The sequence below is a fragment of the Stenotrophomonas maltophilia group sp. P373 genome (assembly GCF_053295075.1).
The window spans coordinates 3291160-3307212 of the sequence record NZ_CM129994.1 but is presented as its reverse complement, the minus strand read 5'-3'; the positions used below and the strand labels follow the sequence as shown (position 1 = coordinate 3307212).

The 16053-nt window shown below is 66.6% G+C and carries 17 protein-coding genes; 11 read left to right on the top strand and 6 right to left on the bottom strand.

The genetic code is table 11. The features are described 5' to 3' along the window. The first annotated feature begins 67 nt into the window (after positions 1-67). The 7 genes from nudE to gcvH all read left to right on the top strand — a co-directional run bounded on the left by nudE (position 68) and on the right by gcvH (position 4811). Positions 68-631 carry an ADP compounds hydrolase NudE gene (gene nudE / locus ACSYHF_RS15400; protein WP_005418435.1) on the top strand — a complete coding sequence of 188 codons (564 nt, stop codon included), beginning with the start codon at positions 68-70 and terminating at the stop codon, positions 629-631. Continuing rightward, positions 628-1431 carry a 3'(2'),5'-bisphosphate nucleotidase CysQ gene (cysQ, locus tag ACSYHF_RS15395; RefSeq protein ID WP_005418434.1) on the top strand — a complete coding sequence of 268 codons (804 nt, stop codon included), beginning with the start codon at positions 628-630 and terminating at the stop codon, positions 1429-1431. Before nudE ends, cysQ begins: the two co-directional genes overlap by 4 nt. 13 nt (positions 1432-1444) lie before the next feature. Further along, positions 1445-2284 (top strand): nucleoside triphosphate pyrophosphohydrolase, encoded by an 840-nt coding sequence (gene mazG / locus ACSYHF_RS15390; RefSeq protein ID WP_111129455.1) that lies wholly within the window; start codon positions 1445-1447, stop codon positions 2282-2284. Next, positions 2281-2610, top strand: coding sequence for a YnfA family protein (locus ACSYHF_RS15385; protein ID WP_053499515.1), 330 nt, complete (start codon positions 2281-2283; stop codon positions 2608-2610). The genes mazG and ACSYHF_RS15385 overlap by 4 nt, the downstream gene beginning before the upstream one ends. 136 nt (positions 2611-2746) lie before the next feature. Further along, positions 2747-3049, top strand: a complete 303-nt coding sequence (locus ACSYHF_RS15380; protein WP_049415586.1) for a DUF962 domain-containing protein — start codon at positions 2747-2749, stop codon at positions 3047-3049. Between the two features lie 160 nt (positions 3050-3209). Next, a complete protein-coding gene (gene gcvT, locus ACSYHF_RS15375) occupies positions 3210-4322 on the top strand; it encodes a glycine cleavage system aminomethyltransferase GcvT (RefSeq protein WP_005418427.1) in 1113 nt (370 codons plus the stop codon). Positions 4323-4415: 93 nt separating this feature from the next. Then, complete coding sequence (gene gcvH / locus ACSYHF_RS15370; protein WP_005418426.1) at positions 4416-4811, top strand: glycine cleavage system protein GcvH; 396 nt, start codon at positions 4416-4418, stop codon at positions 4809-4811. Positions 4812-5103: 292 nt separating this feature from the next. On the opposite strand, the gene ACSYHF_RS15365 is transcribed toward gcvH, so the two are convergent. Then, complete coding sequence (locus tag ACSYHF_RS15365) at positions 5104-5475, bottom strand: hypothetical protein (RefSeq protein ID WP_141239399.1); 372 nt, start codon at positions 5473-5475, stop codon at positions 5104-5106. A 111-nt stretch (positions 5476-5586) separates the two neighbouring features. Between ACSYHF_RS15365 and ACSYHF_RS15360 the strand changes: the two genes are divergently transcribed. After that, positions 5587-6093, top strand: coding sequence for a hypothetical protein (locus tag ACSYHF_RS15360; RefSeq protein WP_032954412.1), 507 nt, complete (start codon positions 5587-5589; stop codon positions 6091-6093). Positions 6094-6157: 64 nt separating this feature from the next. On the opposite strand, the gene ACSYHF_RS15355 is transcribed toward ACSYHF_RS15360, so the two are convergent. Continuing rightward, a complete protein-coding gene (locus ACSYHF_RS15355) occupies positions 6158-7072 on the bottom strand; it encodes a LysR family transcriptional regulator (protein WP_134956058.1) in 915 nt (304 codons plus the stop codon). A 114-nt stretch (positions 7073-7186) separates the two neighbouring features. On the opposite strand from ACSYHF_RS15355, the gene ACSYHF_RS15350 reads away from it, so the two are divergent. Beyond that, positions 7187-7945 (top strand): SDR family NAD(P)-dependent oxidoreductase, encoded by a 759-nt coding sequence (locus ACSYHF_RS15350; protein ID WP_005418423.1) that lies wholly within the window; start codon positions 7187-7189, stop codon positions 7943-7945. A 146-nt stretch (positions 7946-8091) separates the two neighbouring features. Here ACSYHF_RS15350 and ACSYHF_RS15345 read toward each other — a convergent pair whose 3' ends face one another. Continuing rightward, positions 8092-9492 carry a serine hydrolase domain-containing protein gene (locus tag ACSYHF_RS15345; protein WP_005418422.1) on the bottom strand — a complete coding sequence of 467 codons (1401 nt, stop codon included), beginning with the start codon at positions 9490-9492 and terminating at the stop codon, positions 8092-8094. Positions 9493-9777: 285 nt separating this feature from the next. On the opposite strand from ACSYHF_RS15345, the gene ACSYHF_RS15340 reads away from it, so the two are divergent. Both ACSYHF_RS15340 and ACSYHF_RS15335 read left to right on the top strand, forming a co-directional pair. Further along, complete coding sequence (locus ACSYHF_RS15340) at positions 9778-11106, top strand: NTP/NDP exchange transporter (protein ID WP_005418421.1); 1329 nt, start codon at positions 9778-9780, stop codon at positions 11104-11106. A 42-nt stretch (positions 11107-11148) separates the two neighbouring features. Next, positions 11149-11499 (top strand): DUF1304 domain-containing protein, encoded by a 351-nt coding sequence (locus tag ACSYHF_RS15335; RefSeq protein WP_095379254.1) that lies wholly within the window; start codon positions 11149-11151, stop codon positions 11497-11499. A 498-nt stretch (positions 11500-11997) separates the two neighbouring features. On the opposite strand, the gene ACSYHF_RS15330 is transcribed toward ACSYHF_RS15335, so the two are convergent. The 3 genes from ACSYHF_RS15330 to ACSYHF_RS15320 form a co-directional block, all read right to left on the bottom strand. Beyond that, positions 11998-12465, bottom strand: coding sequence for a hotdog fold domain-containing protein (locus ACSYHF_RS15330; RefSeq protein WP_005418417.1), 468 nt, complete (start codon positions 12463-12465; stop codon positions 11998-12000). A 76-nt stretch (positions 12466-12541) separates the two neighbouring features. Further along, positions 12542-15019 (bottom strand): acyl-CoA dehydrogenase, encoded by a 2478-nt coding sequence (locus ACSYHF_RS15325; RefSeq protein ID WP_005418415.1) that lies wholly within the window; start codon positions 15017-15019, stop codon positions 12542-12544. Then, positions 15016-15933, bottom strand: a complete 918-nt coding sequence (locus ACSYHF_RS15320; protein ID WP_032954411.1) for an alpha/beta fold hydrolase — start codon at positions 15931-15933, stop codon at positions 15016-15018. The genes ACSYHF_RS15325 and ACSYHF_RS15320 overlap by 4 nt, the downstream gene beginning before the upstream one ends. Positions 15934-16053: the final 120 nt, after the last annotated feature.

Genomic DNA, 16053 nt, shown 5'->3' with positions numbered 1-16053 from the left:
TGAACATGTTGCTGCCTGCACATTCTATCGGCCCCGGCGCTGGCGCCGGCCGCCGCGGAGATTCCGCATGAACGATGACCGTGCCGGCCGTCGCTTGCCGATCATCCATCGGATCACCGATGAGGAGAACGGCCCTTTCCAGCGCCAGCATCTGGACCTGGAATTCTCCAACGGTGAACGTCGCCGGTTCGAGCGCCTGGTCAGTCGTGGCCACGGCGCGGTGGTGGTGGTGCCGATGCTCGACGATGAGACCGTGCTGCTGGTACGTGAATACGCCGCCGGCATGCACCGCTACGAACTGGGCCTGGTCAAGGGCCGGATCGACGCCGGCGAAACCCCCGAGCAGGCCGCCGACCGCGAGCTGAAGGAAGAAGCCGGTTACGGTGCGCGCCGGGTCGACGTGCTGCGCGCAATGACCCTTGCCCCGACCTACATGAGCCACCAGTCGTGGCTGGTGGTGGCGCGCGACCTGTACCCGGAGAAGCTGGCCGGCGACGAGCCGGAAGAACTGGAAGTGGTGCCGTGGAAGCTGGCCGAACTGGACCAGCTGATGTTGCGCGAGGACTTCTCCGAGGGACGCTCGCTGGCGGCGCTGTTCATTGCCCGCCAGTGGCTGCAGGGAACGCGATGATCAAACTGACCACGGACCTGCGCGAGACCGCCATCGCCATCGCCCAGCAGGCCGGCCAAGCCATCATGCAGGTGTATGCCGATGGATTCGAGGTCCAGATCAAGGACGACAACAGCCCGGTCACCGCGGCCGACCTGGCGGCCAACCAGGTCATTGAGCTGGGCCTGCGGCAGCTGACACCGGACCTGCCGATCCTGTCCGAGGAATCGGCGCAGGTGAGCTGGGAGCAGCGCCGCCATTGGGGCGCTTACTGGCTGGTGGATCCGCTCGACGGTACCCGCGAGTTCGTCAAGCGCAACGGCGAATTCAGCGTCAACATCGCCTTGATCTACCAGGGCGCGCCGGCCTTTGGTGTGGTGCTGGCGCCGGTCACCGGCATCGTCTGGCATGCCATGCGCGGCGAGCTGGCCTATCGGCGGCAGGGCCTGCATGACACCGTGCTGCGCACCCGCACGCCGGCCACGGCTCCGCTGCGCGTTGCCGCCAGCCGCTCGCACCGCTCGCCGGAAACCGAGGCGCTGCTGGCGCGCATGGGCCGCATCGAGACCATCGCACAGGGCTCGTCACTGAAATTCTGCCGGATCGCCGAAGGCGGCCTGGATGTCTATCCGCGGCTGGGCCCGACCTCCGAATGGGATACCGCCGCCGGCCAGTGCGTGCTGCATGCCGCCGGCGGCGCGGTGCTGTCGGCGGCGACCGGCAAGCCGTTCCGCTACAACCGCCGCGAGACACTGTTGAACGGCGATTTCATTGCCCTTGGTGATACCAGCCTGCCATGGCGCGACTGGTTGTCCGACTGATCCTGGAGGCCCCATGAGCGCGCACGACACCCCCACCACCGGTAGCGCCGCAAGCAGCGAACTGGAGCGCCTGCTGGCGATCATGGCGCGGCTGCGTGACCCGCAGGGTGGCTGCCCGTGGGATCTGGAGCAGAACTTCGCGACCATCGCCCCCTACACCATCGAGGAAGCCTACGAAGTCGCCGATGCGATCGACCGGGGTGACCTGGACGATCTCTGCGACGAGCTCGGCGACCTGCTGCTGCAGGTGGTGTTCCACGCACGCATGGCCGAGGAGCAGGGCGCGTTTGCCTTCGCCGAGGTCGCCCGTGCGATCAGCGACAAGATGCAGCGCCGCCACCCGCACGTGTTCGCCGATGTCAGCGTGGACGATGCCGACGGGGTGACGCGCAACTGGGAGGCGATCAAGCGCGCCGAGCGTGCCGCCAAGGGCGAGCAGGACACCTCCGCACTGGCCGGTATCTCGCGCGGCCTGCCGGAATGGCAGCGGGCGGTGAAGCTGCAGTCGCGCGCGGCCAAGGTCGGTTTCGACTGGCCGGGTCCGCTGCCGGTGCTGGACAAGGCAGCCGAGGAGCTGCAGGAGCTGCGCGAGGAGTTCGAACGCGGCGATGTCGCGGGCAACAAGGCGCGCCTGCAGGAAGAACTGGGCGACCTGCTGTTCGTCTGCGCGAACCTGGCGCGTCATGCCGATATCGATCTGGGCGCTGCACTGCGCGGTGCCAACCACAAGTTCGAGCGTCGCTTCCGCGCGATGGAAGCGCAGGCCGACGCACAGGGTGAGGCGTTGGCCGAACTGGACCTGGATGCGCAGGAAGCACTGTGGCAGCAGGCCAAGGCAGCAGAGAAGGCGTGAAAACGCTTGGCCTGTTCCTGCTGACCGCGCTGGCCGAGATCGTTGGCTGCTACCTGCCATGGTTGTGGCTGCGCAAGGGAGGCAGCGTCTGGCTGCTGCTGCCGGCGGCGGCCAGCCTGGCCGTGTTCGCCTGGCTGCTGACCCTGCACCCGACGGCCAGTGGACGGGTCTATGCCGCCTACGGTGGCGTCTACATCGGCACCGCGCTGTTCTGGCTGTGGCTGGTCGATGGCATTCGTCCCAGCCGCTGGGACCTGCTGGGCGCAGCGCTGTGCCTGGCCGGCATGGCGGTGATCATGTTCGGGCCGCGCACCTCATCAGTGTAGAGCCGAGCCATGCTCGGCTGCTCTTCCTTCCGGCCGCGCTGGCACGCGCAAGCCGAGCATGGCTCGGCTCTACAAGGGCAGCGCTGCCTTCCGGAAGGCGCATGATGTGGGCGACCCTGGTTCCCGGAGCCTGCTCATGTCCCGCTTCGCCAGCTTCCGCGAGTTCTATCCGTTCTATCTCAGCGAGCACCGCCACCCGGTATCGCGGCGACTGCACTTCATCGGCAGTTGCGGGGTCCTGCTGCTGGTCGCCACTGCCTTGCTGCGCGGCCAGCCGCTGTTCCTGCTTGGCGCCCTGTTCTGCGGCTACGGGTTCGCCTGGGTCGGCCATTTTTTCTTCGAGAAGAACAGACCGGCGACGTTCCGCCATCCGCTGTACTCGTTCATGGGTGACTGGGTGATGTTCCTCGACATCCTGCGTGGGCGGGTGCGCCTGTAGCGGGCGGCTGCGGTGCCTTGCGGGGCATTGCCTCGCCGGCAGAGGAAAGGGCGGGGCGGGTTGCACTTCCGCTTGCATGAACCGCTGCGCTGCGGCACGCCTGCGGGCGACCGATCTGGGATAATGGGGTTTCCTGTTTCCTCTGCTGCCGGACCCGGTCATGACCCAGAAGACGCTGCTCAACGATACCCACCGCGCCCTTGGCGCCAAGATGGTCGATTTCGGGGGTTGGGACATGCCCATCCACTACGGCTCGCAGCTGGACGAGCACCATCTGGTGCGCCGTGAGTCCGGCGTGTTCGACGTCAGCCACATGACGGTGGTCGACCTGCGCGGTGACCAGGTCAAGCCGTTCCTGCGCCGCCTGCTGGCCAACTCGGTCGACAAGCTGAAGGTGACCGGCAAGGCACTGTACTCGTGCATGCTGAATCCGCGCGGCGGCGTCATCGACGACCTGATCGTCTACTACCTGGGCGACGACTTCTTCCGCATGGTGGTCAATGCCTCTACCCGCGAGAAGGACCTGGCCTGGCTGCGCGAGCAGGCTGCGCCGTTCGGCGTCGCCGTCGAGCAGCGCCCGGACCTGGCCATCCTCGCCGTGCAGGGCCCGCAGGCGCGCGACATCGTGATCGGCCTGGCCCGCGAAGCCGACCGCGCAGCGTTGACCAAGCTGGGCCGCTTCGCCGCCCTGCAGGTGCAGTCCGATGACGGCGTCGAGCTGTTCGTCGCGCGCACCGGCTACACCGGTGAAGATGGTTTCGAGATCCTGCTTCCGCAGGACGCCGTGGTCGCCTTCTGGAACCGCCTGCTGGCGGCGGGCGTGAAGCCGGCCGGCCTTGGCGCGCGCGACACCCTGCGCCTGGAAGCGGGCATGAACCTGTACGGCCAGGACATGGACGAAGAGATCAGCCCGTACGAAGCGGCGCTGGCCTGGACCGTGTCGCTGGACGAAGGCCGCGACTTCATCGGCCGCGACGTGCTGGAGGCGCAGAAGAGCGCCGGCACCGCGCGCCAGATGATCGGTCTGGTGATGGACGAGAAGGGCGTGCTGCGCCACGGCCAGACGGTCACCACGGCCAGCGGCCAGGGCGAGATCCTGTCCGGCACTTTCTCGCCGACGCTGGCCAAGGGCATCGCCTTCGCCCGCGTGCCGGCCGGTGAACTCGGCGAGGTCACCGTCGACATCCGCGGCCGTCAGGTGCCGGTGCGGGTGGTCAAGTTCCCGTTCGTTCGGGAAGGCCAGGCGCAGCCCGGCGTGCTCACCGACGCCTGATCCGTACGTGCCGGTCGTCACTGACAGCAGTGGCGGCCGGTTGGTTACACTAGCCCCGTTTTTTCCACCCCTGCATATCTCTGGAGCAGTCCCATGAGCGAGATCCCCGGCGACCTCAAGTTCCTCAAGTCCCATGAGTGGGCCCGTGTCGAAGGCAATGGCCGCGTCACCGTCGGTATTTCCGACCACGCCCAGGGCCTGCTGGGTGACCTGGTCTACGTCGAACTGCCGGAAGTCGGCGCCGACGCCAAGGCTGGCGAGCAGATCGCCGTCGTCGAGTCGGTGAAGGCCGCCTCGGACGTCTACAGCCCGATCAGCGGCAAGGTCGTCGAGGTCAACTCGGCCCTGTCCGACAAGCCGGAAACCATCAACGAAGATGCCTACGGCGAAGGCTGGATGTTCGTGGTCGAACTGACCAACGCCGATGAGGTCAACGAGCTGCTGGACCCGGACGCGTACGCCGAAGCCCTGGAGAACGAAGACCACTGAGTCGTCGTTTCCGGATTCTGGAACGGCCACCTTCGGGTGGCCGTTTTTGTTTTGGCGACTGCACCGGACTCATGACGCGGGGTTCGCTGCGCACCCTCGGCGTGGCATCAGCCGACAGGCGAACGGTGCCGATGGGCGTGCGCAGTTTTGCGCAAATCCGCGTTTCAGCCCCGCGCCGACGCACTCGGATGTGAAAACTTTTTGCCCCCTGTTGCGGCGCTGTTGTGCTGGCGTTGGTGGCGGCGCCGGTGACCATCGACGTCGCACGCGCGATGCCGTTGCGAGTCTGTGTCTAGATGCGCGGAGTGCTTATTTCAAGTGCTTTTTGTTCAACGTATGCATCGATGCCGGTGCATGCAGCACGCTTGCGCGACGCTTCAACCGCCATGGCGGGCCGCGTAGAGCAGTGGCGCCGACGGCGCTCGGAAAGGCGCGGATGTGAAAATTTTTCGCGGGGGTTGTTGACAGTAAAAAAAACCGTGATTAGGTTTCGCCTCAGCAGACCTTGCCTGCCCAACCGAGTGCGCAGAATCAATCGTCCGATGCGAAGCAGCCCCTTCAAGACCACCGCGACCCTGATGACGGTGGACACGGCCCCGCTTCCCCCGGAGAAATGCAAGGCACCTTCCGTTCCGATGTCCGCTCCGCCGATCGAGGCGGGCATCGCCGCATCCGTAACGGCGCGCTTGACGCGCCGGCGGTCCCCGCACGCAGCATCCGCGGGTTTGATCCAACTGGGCGTTTCAACTCCCTATCACTGACGAGGAGCCATCCCATGGCAACCAAGAAAGCTGCGAAGAAGAAGCCCGCCGCCAAGAAAGCGGTGAAGAAGGTCGCGAAGAAGGCCGCTGCCAAGAAGGCAGTGAAGAAGGTCGCGAAGAAGGCGACTGCCAAGAAGGCAGTGAAGAAGGCGGCGAAGAAGGTCGCCAAGAAGACCACTGCGAAGAAGGCAGTGAAGAAGGCGGCGAAGAAGGTCGCCAAGAAGTCCACTGCCAAGAAGGCCGTCAAGAAGACCGCGAAGAAGGCGGCCAAGAAGGCCACCAAGAAGACTGCCAAGAAGGCTACGGCCCGCAAGCCGGCCAAGAAGGTCGCAAAGAAGGCGACTGCCAAGAAGGCCGTCAAGAAGACCGCCAAGAAGGCAGTAAAGAAGACCGCGAAGAAGGCCACCAAGAAGGCTGCCCCGAAGAAGGCAGCGAAGAAGGTTGCCAAGCGCAAGCCGGCCGCCCGCAAGAAGAAGGCCGCTCCGGTCGCTCTGCCGGCAACCCCGGCGCCGCTGATCTAAGTACTTCCCGATAGCCGCATCCTGAAACCCCCTTCCCTGGCTGCCCAGCGGGGAGGGGGTTTTTTTATGGGCGGCTTCGGTCGCCTGGTTGGGCGATTGCTGGCGGGAATCGTTCCACCAGGAAGTCGAGGAAGCTACGCAGGCGGGTGGAAGGGTAACGATCGTGCGCATAGACCACGTGCATCGGCCGACCGGCCTGGCCGTGCCCTGGGAGCAGCTGCACCAGTCGCCCAGCCTCGACATCGGCTGCCAGCAGCAGCGTCGACTGCAGGATGATGCCCAGGCCATGCAGCGCCGCCGAACGCAGCGCTTCGCCATTGTTGATCTGCAGCCGGCCGTCGGGCACGTGGTCGAGCTCGCCAGCGTCGTCCTGCAGCCACTGCGCAAGTGCACTCGGTTCGAACGACAGGCATTGATGGCCGGCAAGTGCATGCACGCTGTCTGGCGTGCCATGCCTGGCCAGATACGCCGGCGAGGCGCACATCATCAGGCGATAAGGGGCCAGGGCTCGCGCCACCAGCACGCTGCTGTCGGCCAGCGTGCCGATCCGCAGCGCCGCTTCGAAGCCCTCTTCGGCGAGGTCGACTACGCGATCGGTCAGCGTCGCTTCGACCCGGACATCCGGATGGCGCGCCATGTACTCGGCCAGTGCCGGTACCAGTGCATGCGTACCGAAGATCACCGGTGCACTGATGCGCAGCGTGCCCGCCGGTGCCAGGTGCTGGTGCTGCGCCTGCGCATCGGTTTCGTCCACCAGGCGCAGGATCTCCCGGCAGCGCGTGTAGTAGTCCTGGCCGAACGGCGTCGTGTGCTGGCGCCGGGTGGTTCGGCTCAACAGCTGCATGCCCAGCCGTGATTCCAATGCACGCAGATGCTTGCCGGCCATCGTCGCGGAGATGTCCATCGCCGCAGCTGCAGCACTGAGGCTGCCCTTGTCCACGATCAGCACGTAGACCTGCATGCTTTCCAGCAGGTTCATCTGACACCCCGGGTGTTGAATGCTGAAACCTGCGCGGAGTTTATCAATCAGGGGTGATCAAACAGCATGTCGTGCAAGGGCTGGATTGGCCGGCCATGCGGACAGGAGAACACCATGGACTTGAATCTTGCAGGCCGCACCGCTTTGGTGACGGGCGCGGCCAGCGGCATCGGTGCCGCCGTCGCCAGGCAGCTGGCGGCCCAGGGCGTGCGCGTTGCCATCACGTCACGGCAGCGGGCACCGCTGCAGGCGCTTGCGGCGCGGATCGAAGCCGAAGGCGGCGCGGCACCGGTCATCGTGGCCGGCGATGTCACCGTGGCCGGTGACGTCCGGTACATCGCGCAGGCATCCCGGGAGGCATTGCAACGCGTCGACATCCTGGTCAACGCCGCAGGTGGCTCCCGGCCGACCACCGTCGATGCCGATGATGATGTCTGGGAGGAAGCGATCGCCCTGAACTTTTCCGCCGCGCGGCGGATGACCCAGGCGCTGTTGCCTGGCATGCAGGCGCAGGCATGGGGACGGGTGATCAATTTCAGTGGTTCGATGGAACCGCGTGCGGTGAACGCGGCCACTGCGGCGAAGGCGGCGCTGCATCTGTGGAGCAAGGGGCTGTCGTCGGAGGTGGCCGGGCAGGGCATTACGGTGAATGCGATTGCACCGGGGCGCATCAACAGCGCGCAGATCCTGGAACGCCTGCATCCCACCGAGGAAAGCCGACGTGCGTTCATCGCCAGCAACATCCCGATCGGACGCTTCGGTGAACCCGAGGAAGTGGCGCCACTGGTGGCGTTCCTGTCCTCGCCGCTGGCCGGCTACATCACAGGCGCGGTGATTCCGGTGGACGGCGGCATGCACTACTTCGCGCACTAATGCTGCGGAGCTGTAGAGCCGAGCCCATGCTCGGCCGCCTTGCGCCAGGATTCCGCTCAGCCGAGCACGGCTCGGCTCGGCCCTGCACAACAACAAAAAGGGCGGCCCGCAGGCCGCCCTTCGCACACCCGATCGAGCCCGCCTTATCAGCGCGGCGACGCCACCGCACGATTGCCCGAGGCGCCCTTGCCCTTGCGCTTGTCCTGCTGCGCCGGGCTGGCGCCCTCGGCCATCAGGTTGTCGCTGCCGAAGTCGGTGTCCACGTCCAGCCAGCGCTGCGCCGGCAGGCCGAGCGCGGAGTCGAGCACGGTCGGCAGCAGGCCGCTGGGCAGGCTGCTTTCGCCATTCCACATGATGGCGATGCCCAGATCGCGTTCCGGCACCAGCGCGACCAGGCCGCGATAGCCCTGCACGGCACCGGCATGGAACACCACGTCGTGGCCGGCGTAGTCGAAGGTGCGCCAGCCCAGGGCGTAGCCGGCCGAGTGCAGGCGCTCGCGGCGCCAGCCAGAACGCATCTCGCCGGGGGTGCTGATCAGGCTCGAATGCAGGGTGGCCAGCAGCGGTGCCGGCAGCACGTCGGGGCGGTGGCCGGTGTGGGCGAGCAGCCACTGCGCCATGTCGCTGGCGCTGGCATTGACGCCGGCCGCCGGGGCGACCCGGTAGTAGGTCGGCTTCGGCGTCAGCGAGACCCAGCCGTTGCGGCTGCGCACATGCGGACGCGCCCAGCGCGAGCTGGCCTGGATGCCGGCCAGGCCGAGGCTGGCATCGTTCATGCCCAGCGGCTTGAAGATGCGGCGCTCGACCGACTGCTCGTAGAAGCTGCCGGAGGCCGCGTAGACGACATCGCCGATCAGGCTGAAGGCTACGTTCTGGTAGGCATAGCAGTCGCCCGGCAGGCACTTCAGGCTGGTGTTGGCCAGTTTCTGGGTCAGCGCGTAGTACTCGGCGTTGCCTTCGATGTCGCGGTCGTAGGCGTTGTAGGGCAGGCCGACGCGATGGCTGAGCACGTCGGCCACGGTCAGGCGATCAGTGGCTTCCGGCGAGTTCAGGCGGAAGCCCGGCACGTAGTCGGTGACCTTGCTGTCCCAGCGCAGCGTGCCGTCGTTGACCAGCAGGCCGGCCATGGTGCCGGCGAAGGCCTTGGACAGCGAGGCCAGGCGGAACACGGTGTGCGCATCGACCGGCAGCGGATTGTTGACGTCGGTGACGCCATAGCCGCGCGCGCTGAGGATGCGGCCGCCCTGCACGATCGCCACGGCCATGCCCGGCACGCGTTCGCCATAGGTGAGCTGCTGCGCCATCGATTCGATGTTGGCGACGTTGAAGCCGGGCGCCGGGGCCTGCACGCGCGGCACCAGGCCGGTGCGGTAGGCCGCCGGCTGGGTGTGGGCGACAGTGGGACCCGCAGCGGATTCGATGTTGGTCGGCATCGGCGGCAATGCCGGCGGTGTCTGCGCGGTGGTGGACAAGGCAACGGGCATCAGCATGCCCAGCAAACCGGTGGCCGCCGAACGGATCGGGCGACGCAGGCTGTTCTTTTTCATCGGTTGGACCCGTGCGCGACTGCTGATGGCGATTCTAGCGCCGCTTTTCCCTTGTGCACAAACAAAGCGAAGATGAATGCGCATCTCGTTGAAAAATTTGGAATTTGAGGCGCTGGAAGCATGTATCGGAACGTGTCATCCCGGGCTGATCAGCGGAGCTGATCCGCCCGCAGGAAGGCGCGTCGCGCTGGCGATGTTGCGGTGCATTGGCTAACGTACGCGTTTCATCGCCCCGGAGCCTGCCATGCCGCTGTCCAACCGCCGTCTTCAGGCGAGGGACACCGCGTGAGTGCGGTACGGGGGAAGGGGCCGCTGCAGGGCCTGACGGCGGCACTGCGCGAGTCGCCGGCGCTGTGGTGGTCGTTCCTGTACTTCTTCTGCCTGCTCAGCGGCTACTACGTGCTGCGCCCGGTGCGTGAGGCCATGGCCGCCTCGGCAGACCTGGAAACGGTGTTCCCGCCCGTGCTGATCGCCTGGTTCGCCAACCACGGCGTCGCGTTGAAGGACTTCGTGCTGCAGTTCCTGTTCTCCTGCGTGTTCGTGATCATGCTGGTGCTGCAGCCGGTGTACGGCTGGCTGGTCAGCCGCTTCCCACGACGGGTGTTCCTGCCGGCGGTGTATGGCTTCTTCATCGTGACCCTGCTGGGCTTCTACATGATGTTCGACAGCGGCGTGCCGGGCCGCGGCATGGCCTTCTTCTTCTGGATCACCGTCTTCAACCTGTTCGCGGTGGCGGTGTTCTGGAGCTTCATGGCCGATGTGTTCTCCAATGTGCAGGCCCGGGCCTTCTATGGATACATTGGCGCGGCGGGCACCGTCGGTGCCTTCCTCGGCCCGTTGATCACCAGTGCGCTGGTGCAGCGCGTGGGCATCGCCAACCTCATGCTGGTCTCGGCGGGATTCCTGGTCGTGTGCCTGTTGTGCATCTGGCGGCTGCGGCACTGGGCGGTGCTGCGCGAACGCGAGCAGCAGCTGGTGTCCGGCGAGCAGCCGATGGGCGGCAGCGTGCTGGACGGCCTGAAATTGATCGTGCGCGAGCCGCTGCTGCGCTGGCTGGCGGTGATGGTGGTGTTCGGGGTGGGCGTCGGCACGCTGCTGTACAACCAGCAGGCCAGCATCGTGCGCGCGGCCTTCACCGACCCGGCGGCCAGTACCGCGTTCTTCTCGCGCATCGACCTGGCGGTGAATGCGCTGGCGCTGTTGATGCAGCTGGGCCTGACCCGTTGGTTGCTGTCGCGCCACGGCATCGCGCCGGCACTGCTGATTCCCGGTTTCGCGATCCTGATCGGCTTTTCGGTGCTGGCGGCCTCGCCGATGCCGCTGATGGTCGCGGTAGTGCAGGTGATGACCCGGGCCAGCGAATTCGCACTGGCCAAGCCGGCGCGCGAGACAATCTACACGCGCGTGGACCGGCAGTGGCGCTACAAGGCCGGCGCAGCGATCGACACCGTGGTCTACCGCGGTGCGGACCTGAGCTTTGCCTGGGTGCACAAGGGCCTGTCATTGTTCGGCTCGCACGTAGTGTTCATCGGCGGCATGCTGGTGGCCGCGTGCATGACCGCAGCCGCGTTCGGTGTACTGCGCGAAGAAAAGAAACTGCCGCGCGACCGATGATTTCCCGGGCTCCGAGCCCCATCCCTGTCCAAGGAACCGCCCATGTACTGGATCGCACTCGCCCTGACCTTGCTGGTCGCACTGCTGCACGTCTATTTCCTGGCGCTTGAGATGTTCCTGTGGACCCGCCCGCTGGGTCTGAAGACGTTCCGCAACACGCCGGAGAAGGCGGCGACCACGCGCGTGCTGGCGGCCAACCAGGGCTTGTACAACGGCTTCCTGGCAGCAGGCATCGTGGTGGGGCTGGTGATCGGGCAGCCGGTGCTGGTGACGTTCTCGCTGGCCTGCGTGGTGGTGGCGGGGTGCTATGGGGCGTACAGCGTGAGCCGCCGGATCTTCATGATCCAGGCGGTGCCTGCGATCCTGGCGTTGGTTCTTCGCGCGATGGTGTGATTCCAGCCAACGGCGCAGCCCCTCGTGGGGTGGTCGCGTAGAGCTTGTCATGGGGGTGGCCGGGCGGGTTGGGTTCGCGGGGGACGCCGCAAGTACGTCCGTGTAGGCTTGGCCGCGGCATCCATGCCGCGGACACCCCCGCGAACCCAACCCGCCCGGCCTCAGACAGGTTCCGTGCGCGGCCAGCCCACGGAGAAGAAAAAAGAAGATCAAGAGCAACAGCGGGTCGCTGCGCTCGTGGATTCTGCGTGCATGGAAAAAAGCGGCCGATGGGTCGCTTTTGCTTTTGCTCTTCTTTCTCTCTTCCGTGGGGAACGCCGCAGAGATCCGTCCGAGGCCGGAGGGGGGGGGGCCGGGCGGGGTATCCGCGCCATGGATGGCGCGGCTAAGCCTCCAAGGACGGATTCACGGCGTCCCCGCCTGGCCCCACCCCCTCCGGCCCAACCGATAAACCGCATCCCGCGTCCACCCACGAGGGGCTGCGCCGTTCGCGGGAACTTACTTCGCCGGTGACATCCACATGTCGATGACCGCGCTGAACACTTCCGTCCCCGCGCGGTCGCGCACGCTGACCGTCACCGGCAGCGCATAGCCCTCGGCCGCGACCACAATCGGCTGTGCCGGCAGCGCCACCGCCTGCAGCGTGCCACGCGCCTTGGCCAGGTACTGCACCTGCATCCCCTTCGGGATCCAGCGCATGCCCTTCGGCAGCGACGCGTCGACCATCAGCCCGGCGGTCAGTTCGGCCAGGTTGCACATCGCGATCGCGTGCACCGTGCCGATGTGGTTGCGCACCCTGCGGCGATCGGCCAGCGTGCCTTCGCAGCGACCGTGTTCCAGGCGGGTGATGCGTGGCGCGATGCTGGCGAAGTAGGGCGCCTTGAAACACACCGCGCGCGAGAACAGCCAGGTGCCGGCGGGCCAGCGCTGCAGGCGTTGGTAAAGCGAGAGCAGGGGCGTGGACATGAGGGGTATTCCGGTCGGCGGATAACGCGACGGCGGGCCGAGGCCCGCCGTCGAAGGCAACGCGTGTCGCGGGCGATCAGGCCGCCTGCGAATGCGGATCCTTGTGCTGGCGGTCGTAGTAGCTGGCCGCGCGCAGTTCGTGGGTGTCGAAGTCGTCCACGGTGATGGTGTCCAGGGTGAGCGTGCGCAGCTCTTCCAGCAGGCTGCGCTCGTCCTGGGTGATCACGCCCTCGGCCACGGCTTCGTCCAGCTGCGCCTTGAAGTCCAGCGCCTCGATGCCCTTGCTCTTCAGCGCCTTGAGGAACTTGCGCTCCACCGGCTCGGCCATGATCGCCTTGCTCAGGTAACTGTTGATGCGGCCACCGGGGTTGTTCTCGCACGGGGTCAGGAACACGCCATTGGCGAGACGGTCGCGGGCTTCATTCGGCGCCATCAGCAGGGCGGCGACGCGGCGGCTCAGGCGATCACCCGGAGCCTCGGCACGACGGCCCAACGGGAAGATGAGCGCCCACATCAGCCAGCCGATCGGACGGATCGGGAAGTTGCGCAGCGCGGCCGACAGCGACTCTTCGATCTTGTGCACGCTGTCATGGAAGGCCCAGGCCAGCAGCGGCTGGTCGGCCTGCGGTGCACCTTCGTCGTGGTAGCGCTTGAGCATGGCGCTGGTCATGTAGACATGGCTCAGCACGTCGCCCAGGCGGCCGGACAGCGATTCCTTGAACTTCAGCTTGCCGCCCAGGGTCATCATCGAGATGTCGGCCATCAGCGCCAGGTTGGCCGAGTAACGGTCCAGCTTGCGGAAGTAGCGGCGGGTGTAGGCGTCGCCCGGGGCGGCGCCGAAGCGCGCGCCGGTCAGGCCGAACCAGAACGAACGCACGGCATTGGAGATGCCGAAGCGGATGTGGCCGAACAGGCTGCGGTCGAACTCCTGCAGGCCGGCACGGGTATCCGGATCCTGCGCGGCCTTCATTTCCTTCAGCACCCACGGGTGGCAGAGGATCGCACCCTGGCCGAAGATCAGCAGGCTGCGGGTCATGATGTTGGCGCCTTCCACGGTGATCGCGATCGGCGCGGCCTGCCAGCTGCGGCCGGCGAAGTTGCGCGGCCCCAGGATGATGCCCTTGCCGCCGATCACGTCCATCATGTCCGAGATCACTTCACGGCTCATGGTGGTGCAGTGGTACTTGGCGATCGCCGACGGCACCGACGGCACATCGCCACGGTCAACCGCAGCGGCGGTGGCCTGCGACAGCGCACTGATCTTGTACGCCTTGCCGCCGATGCGGGCCAGCGCTTCTTCCACGCCCTCGAAGCGGCCGACCGACAGGCCGAACTGCTTGCGGATGCGCGCATAGGCGCCGGTCACGGCGGCACCGGCCTTGGCACCGCCGCTGGCGGTGGACGGCAGGGTGATCGAGCGGCCCACCGCCAGGCACTCGTTGAGCATGTTCCAGCCCTTGCCGGCCATGGCTGCGCCGCCGATCAGCTGGGTCAGCGGAATGAACACGTCCTTGCCGCGGATCGGACCGTTCTGGAACGTCGAGTTCAGGGGGAAGTGGCGACGGCCGATTTCGACGCCGGCGGTATCACGCGGCAGCAGGCCCAGGGTGATGCCGATGTCGCGGGTATCGCCGATCAGGCCATCCGGGTCGTACATGCGGAAGGCCAGGCCGATCAGCGAAGCGACCGGGGCCAGGGTGATGTAGCGCTTGTCGAAGGTCAGCTTGACGCCGAGCACCTGCTCGCCGTTCCACTCGCCCTTGCAGACGATGCCGTAGTCCGGGATCGAAGTGGCGTCGGAGCCGGCGAACGGACCGGTCAGGCCGAAGCAGGGCACTTCGCGGCCGTCGGCCAGGCGCGGCAGGTACTGGTCCTTCTGTTCCTGGGTGCCGTAATGCACCAGCAGTTCACCCGGGCCCAGCGAGTTGGGCACGCCGACGGTGGAGCTGACCACCGAGGACACCGAGGCCAGCTTCTGGATCACCTTGTGGTGGGCCAGCGCGGAGAAGCCCAGGCCGCCGTACTCCTTCGGGATGATCATGCCGAAGAACTTGTTCTTCTTGATGAAGGCCCACAGCTCCGGCGGCAGGTCGGCGTGGACGTGGGTGATTTCCCAGTCGTTGACCATCGTGCACAGCTCTTCCACCGGGCCATCGAGGAAGGCCTGTTCTTCAGCGGTCAGCTGCGGCTTGGGGTAGTTGAGCAGGATGTTCCAGTCCGGATCACCGGTGAACAGTTCGCCCTCGAAACCGACCGAACCGGTTTCCAGCGCGATGCGCTCGGTCTGCGACAGCGGCGGCAGCACCTTGCGGAACACCTTCATCATCGGGCCGGTCAGCAGCGGCTTGCGGATGAACGGCAGCAGCAGCGGCACGGCGATCACCGCCAGCACCGCCGCAGCGACGATGGTGGCGGTCTGGTTGACGTAGGGAATGAACCAGCAGGCGGCCAGCAGGGCCACGCTGATCAGCGTCCAGGTAACCAGCCGCATGCGGTGGTAGGCGACGAAGGCGCCTGCCAGCAGCAAGGCGAGGAAGGGAAGAACGATGCTCATGAGCGTGCTCCGGTGACGTGCTCGTTTGTGGCGGACGAAGCCGCAGCGTCCGCTGCGGGCAACACGTCCAGATAGTCCAACACAGTAGCGGTAAAGGCGTCGTTGTCATCGCCGGCGACCATGTGGGTCGCTTGCGGCAGCTGTACATGGCGCGCATGCGGCGCCAGCGCCAGGAATTCGGCCACGGTCTGCGGCGTGACCAGGTCGCTGCGGCCGCCGCTGACCAGCAGCAGCGGGCACTTCACCTGGCGTGCGGCCTCGGCCAGTGCGTCCTGGTGCTGTTCGCTGTCGCGGGCCAGCTCGGCCACCAGGCGTGGGTCCCAATGCCAGCGCCAGCGCCCGTGGCCGTCCTCGCGCAGCAGCGCACGCAGCGACTGCTCGGATTTGCGCGGCCGGTGCGGCATGTAGGCCGAGATCACGTCGGCGGCCTGGGTCAGCGAGGCGAAGCCGTCGGGATGGGCGGTCATGAAGGCGAGGATGCGCTCGACACCCGCGGTATCCCAGCGCGGGGTGATGTCGACCAGCACCATGGCCGAGAACAGGCCCGGCCAGCGCGATTCGGCCAGCAGGCCGAACAGGCCACCCATCGAAGCGGCAACCAGTACCGGCGGGCGCGGCTGTTCGCCGGCCAGCACGATCAGGTCGTCGGCGAACTGTTCGCCGTGATAGGGCAGATCGGCGCCATTCCAGTCGGAATCGCCATGGCCGCGGGCGTCGTAGGCCAGCGTCTGCAGGCCGGCCGCGTTCAGTGCGCGGGCAGTGGCATTCCAGGCGTGGCGGGTCTGGCCGAAGCCATGGGCAAACAGGACCCGGCCACGCCGGCCATGGTCGCTGACGGTCGCCGCCAGGCGGGCGCCATGGGCGGCGTCCAGGCGCAGGTCATGGAACGCAGCTGGAGTTGGGGACATAACCATACTTGCTAGTATGGAGAGCTTCGAGGGGAAGTCAATACTGCACGGTATGGTGCGTTGCAGAACGCGCGTGGAGGGACCCTTCCGAGGGGCCTGCGACGGTTTCGACCGCAACCGCGTACT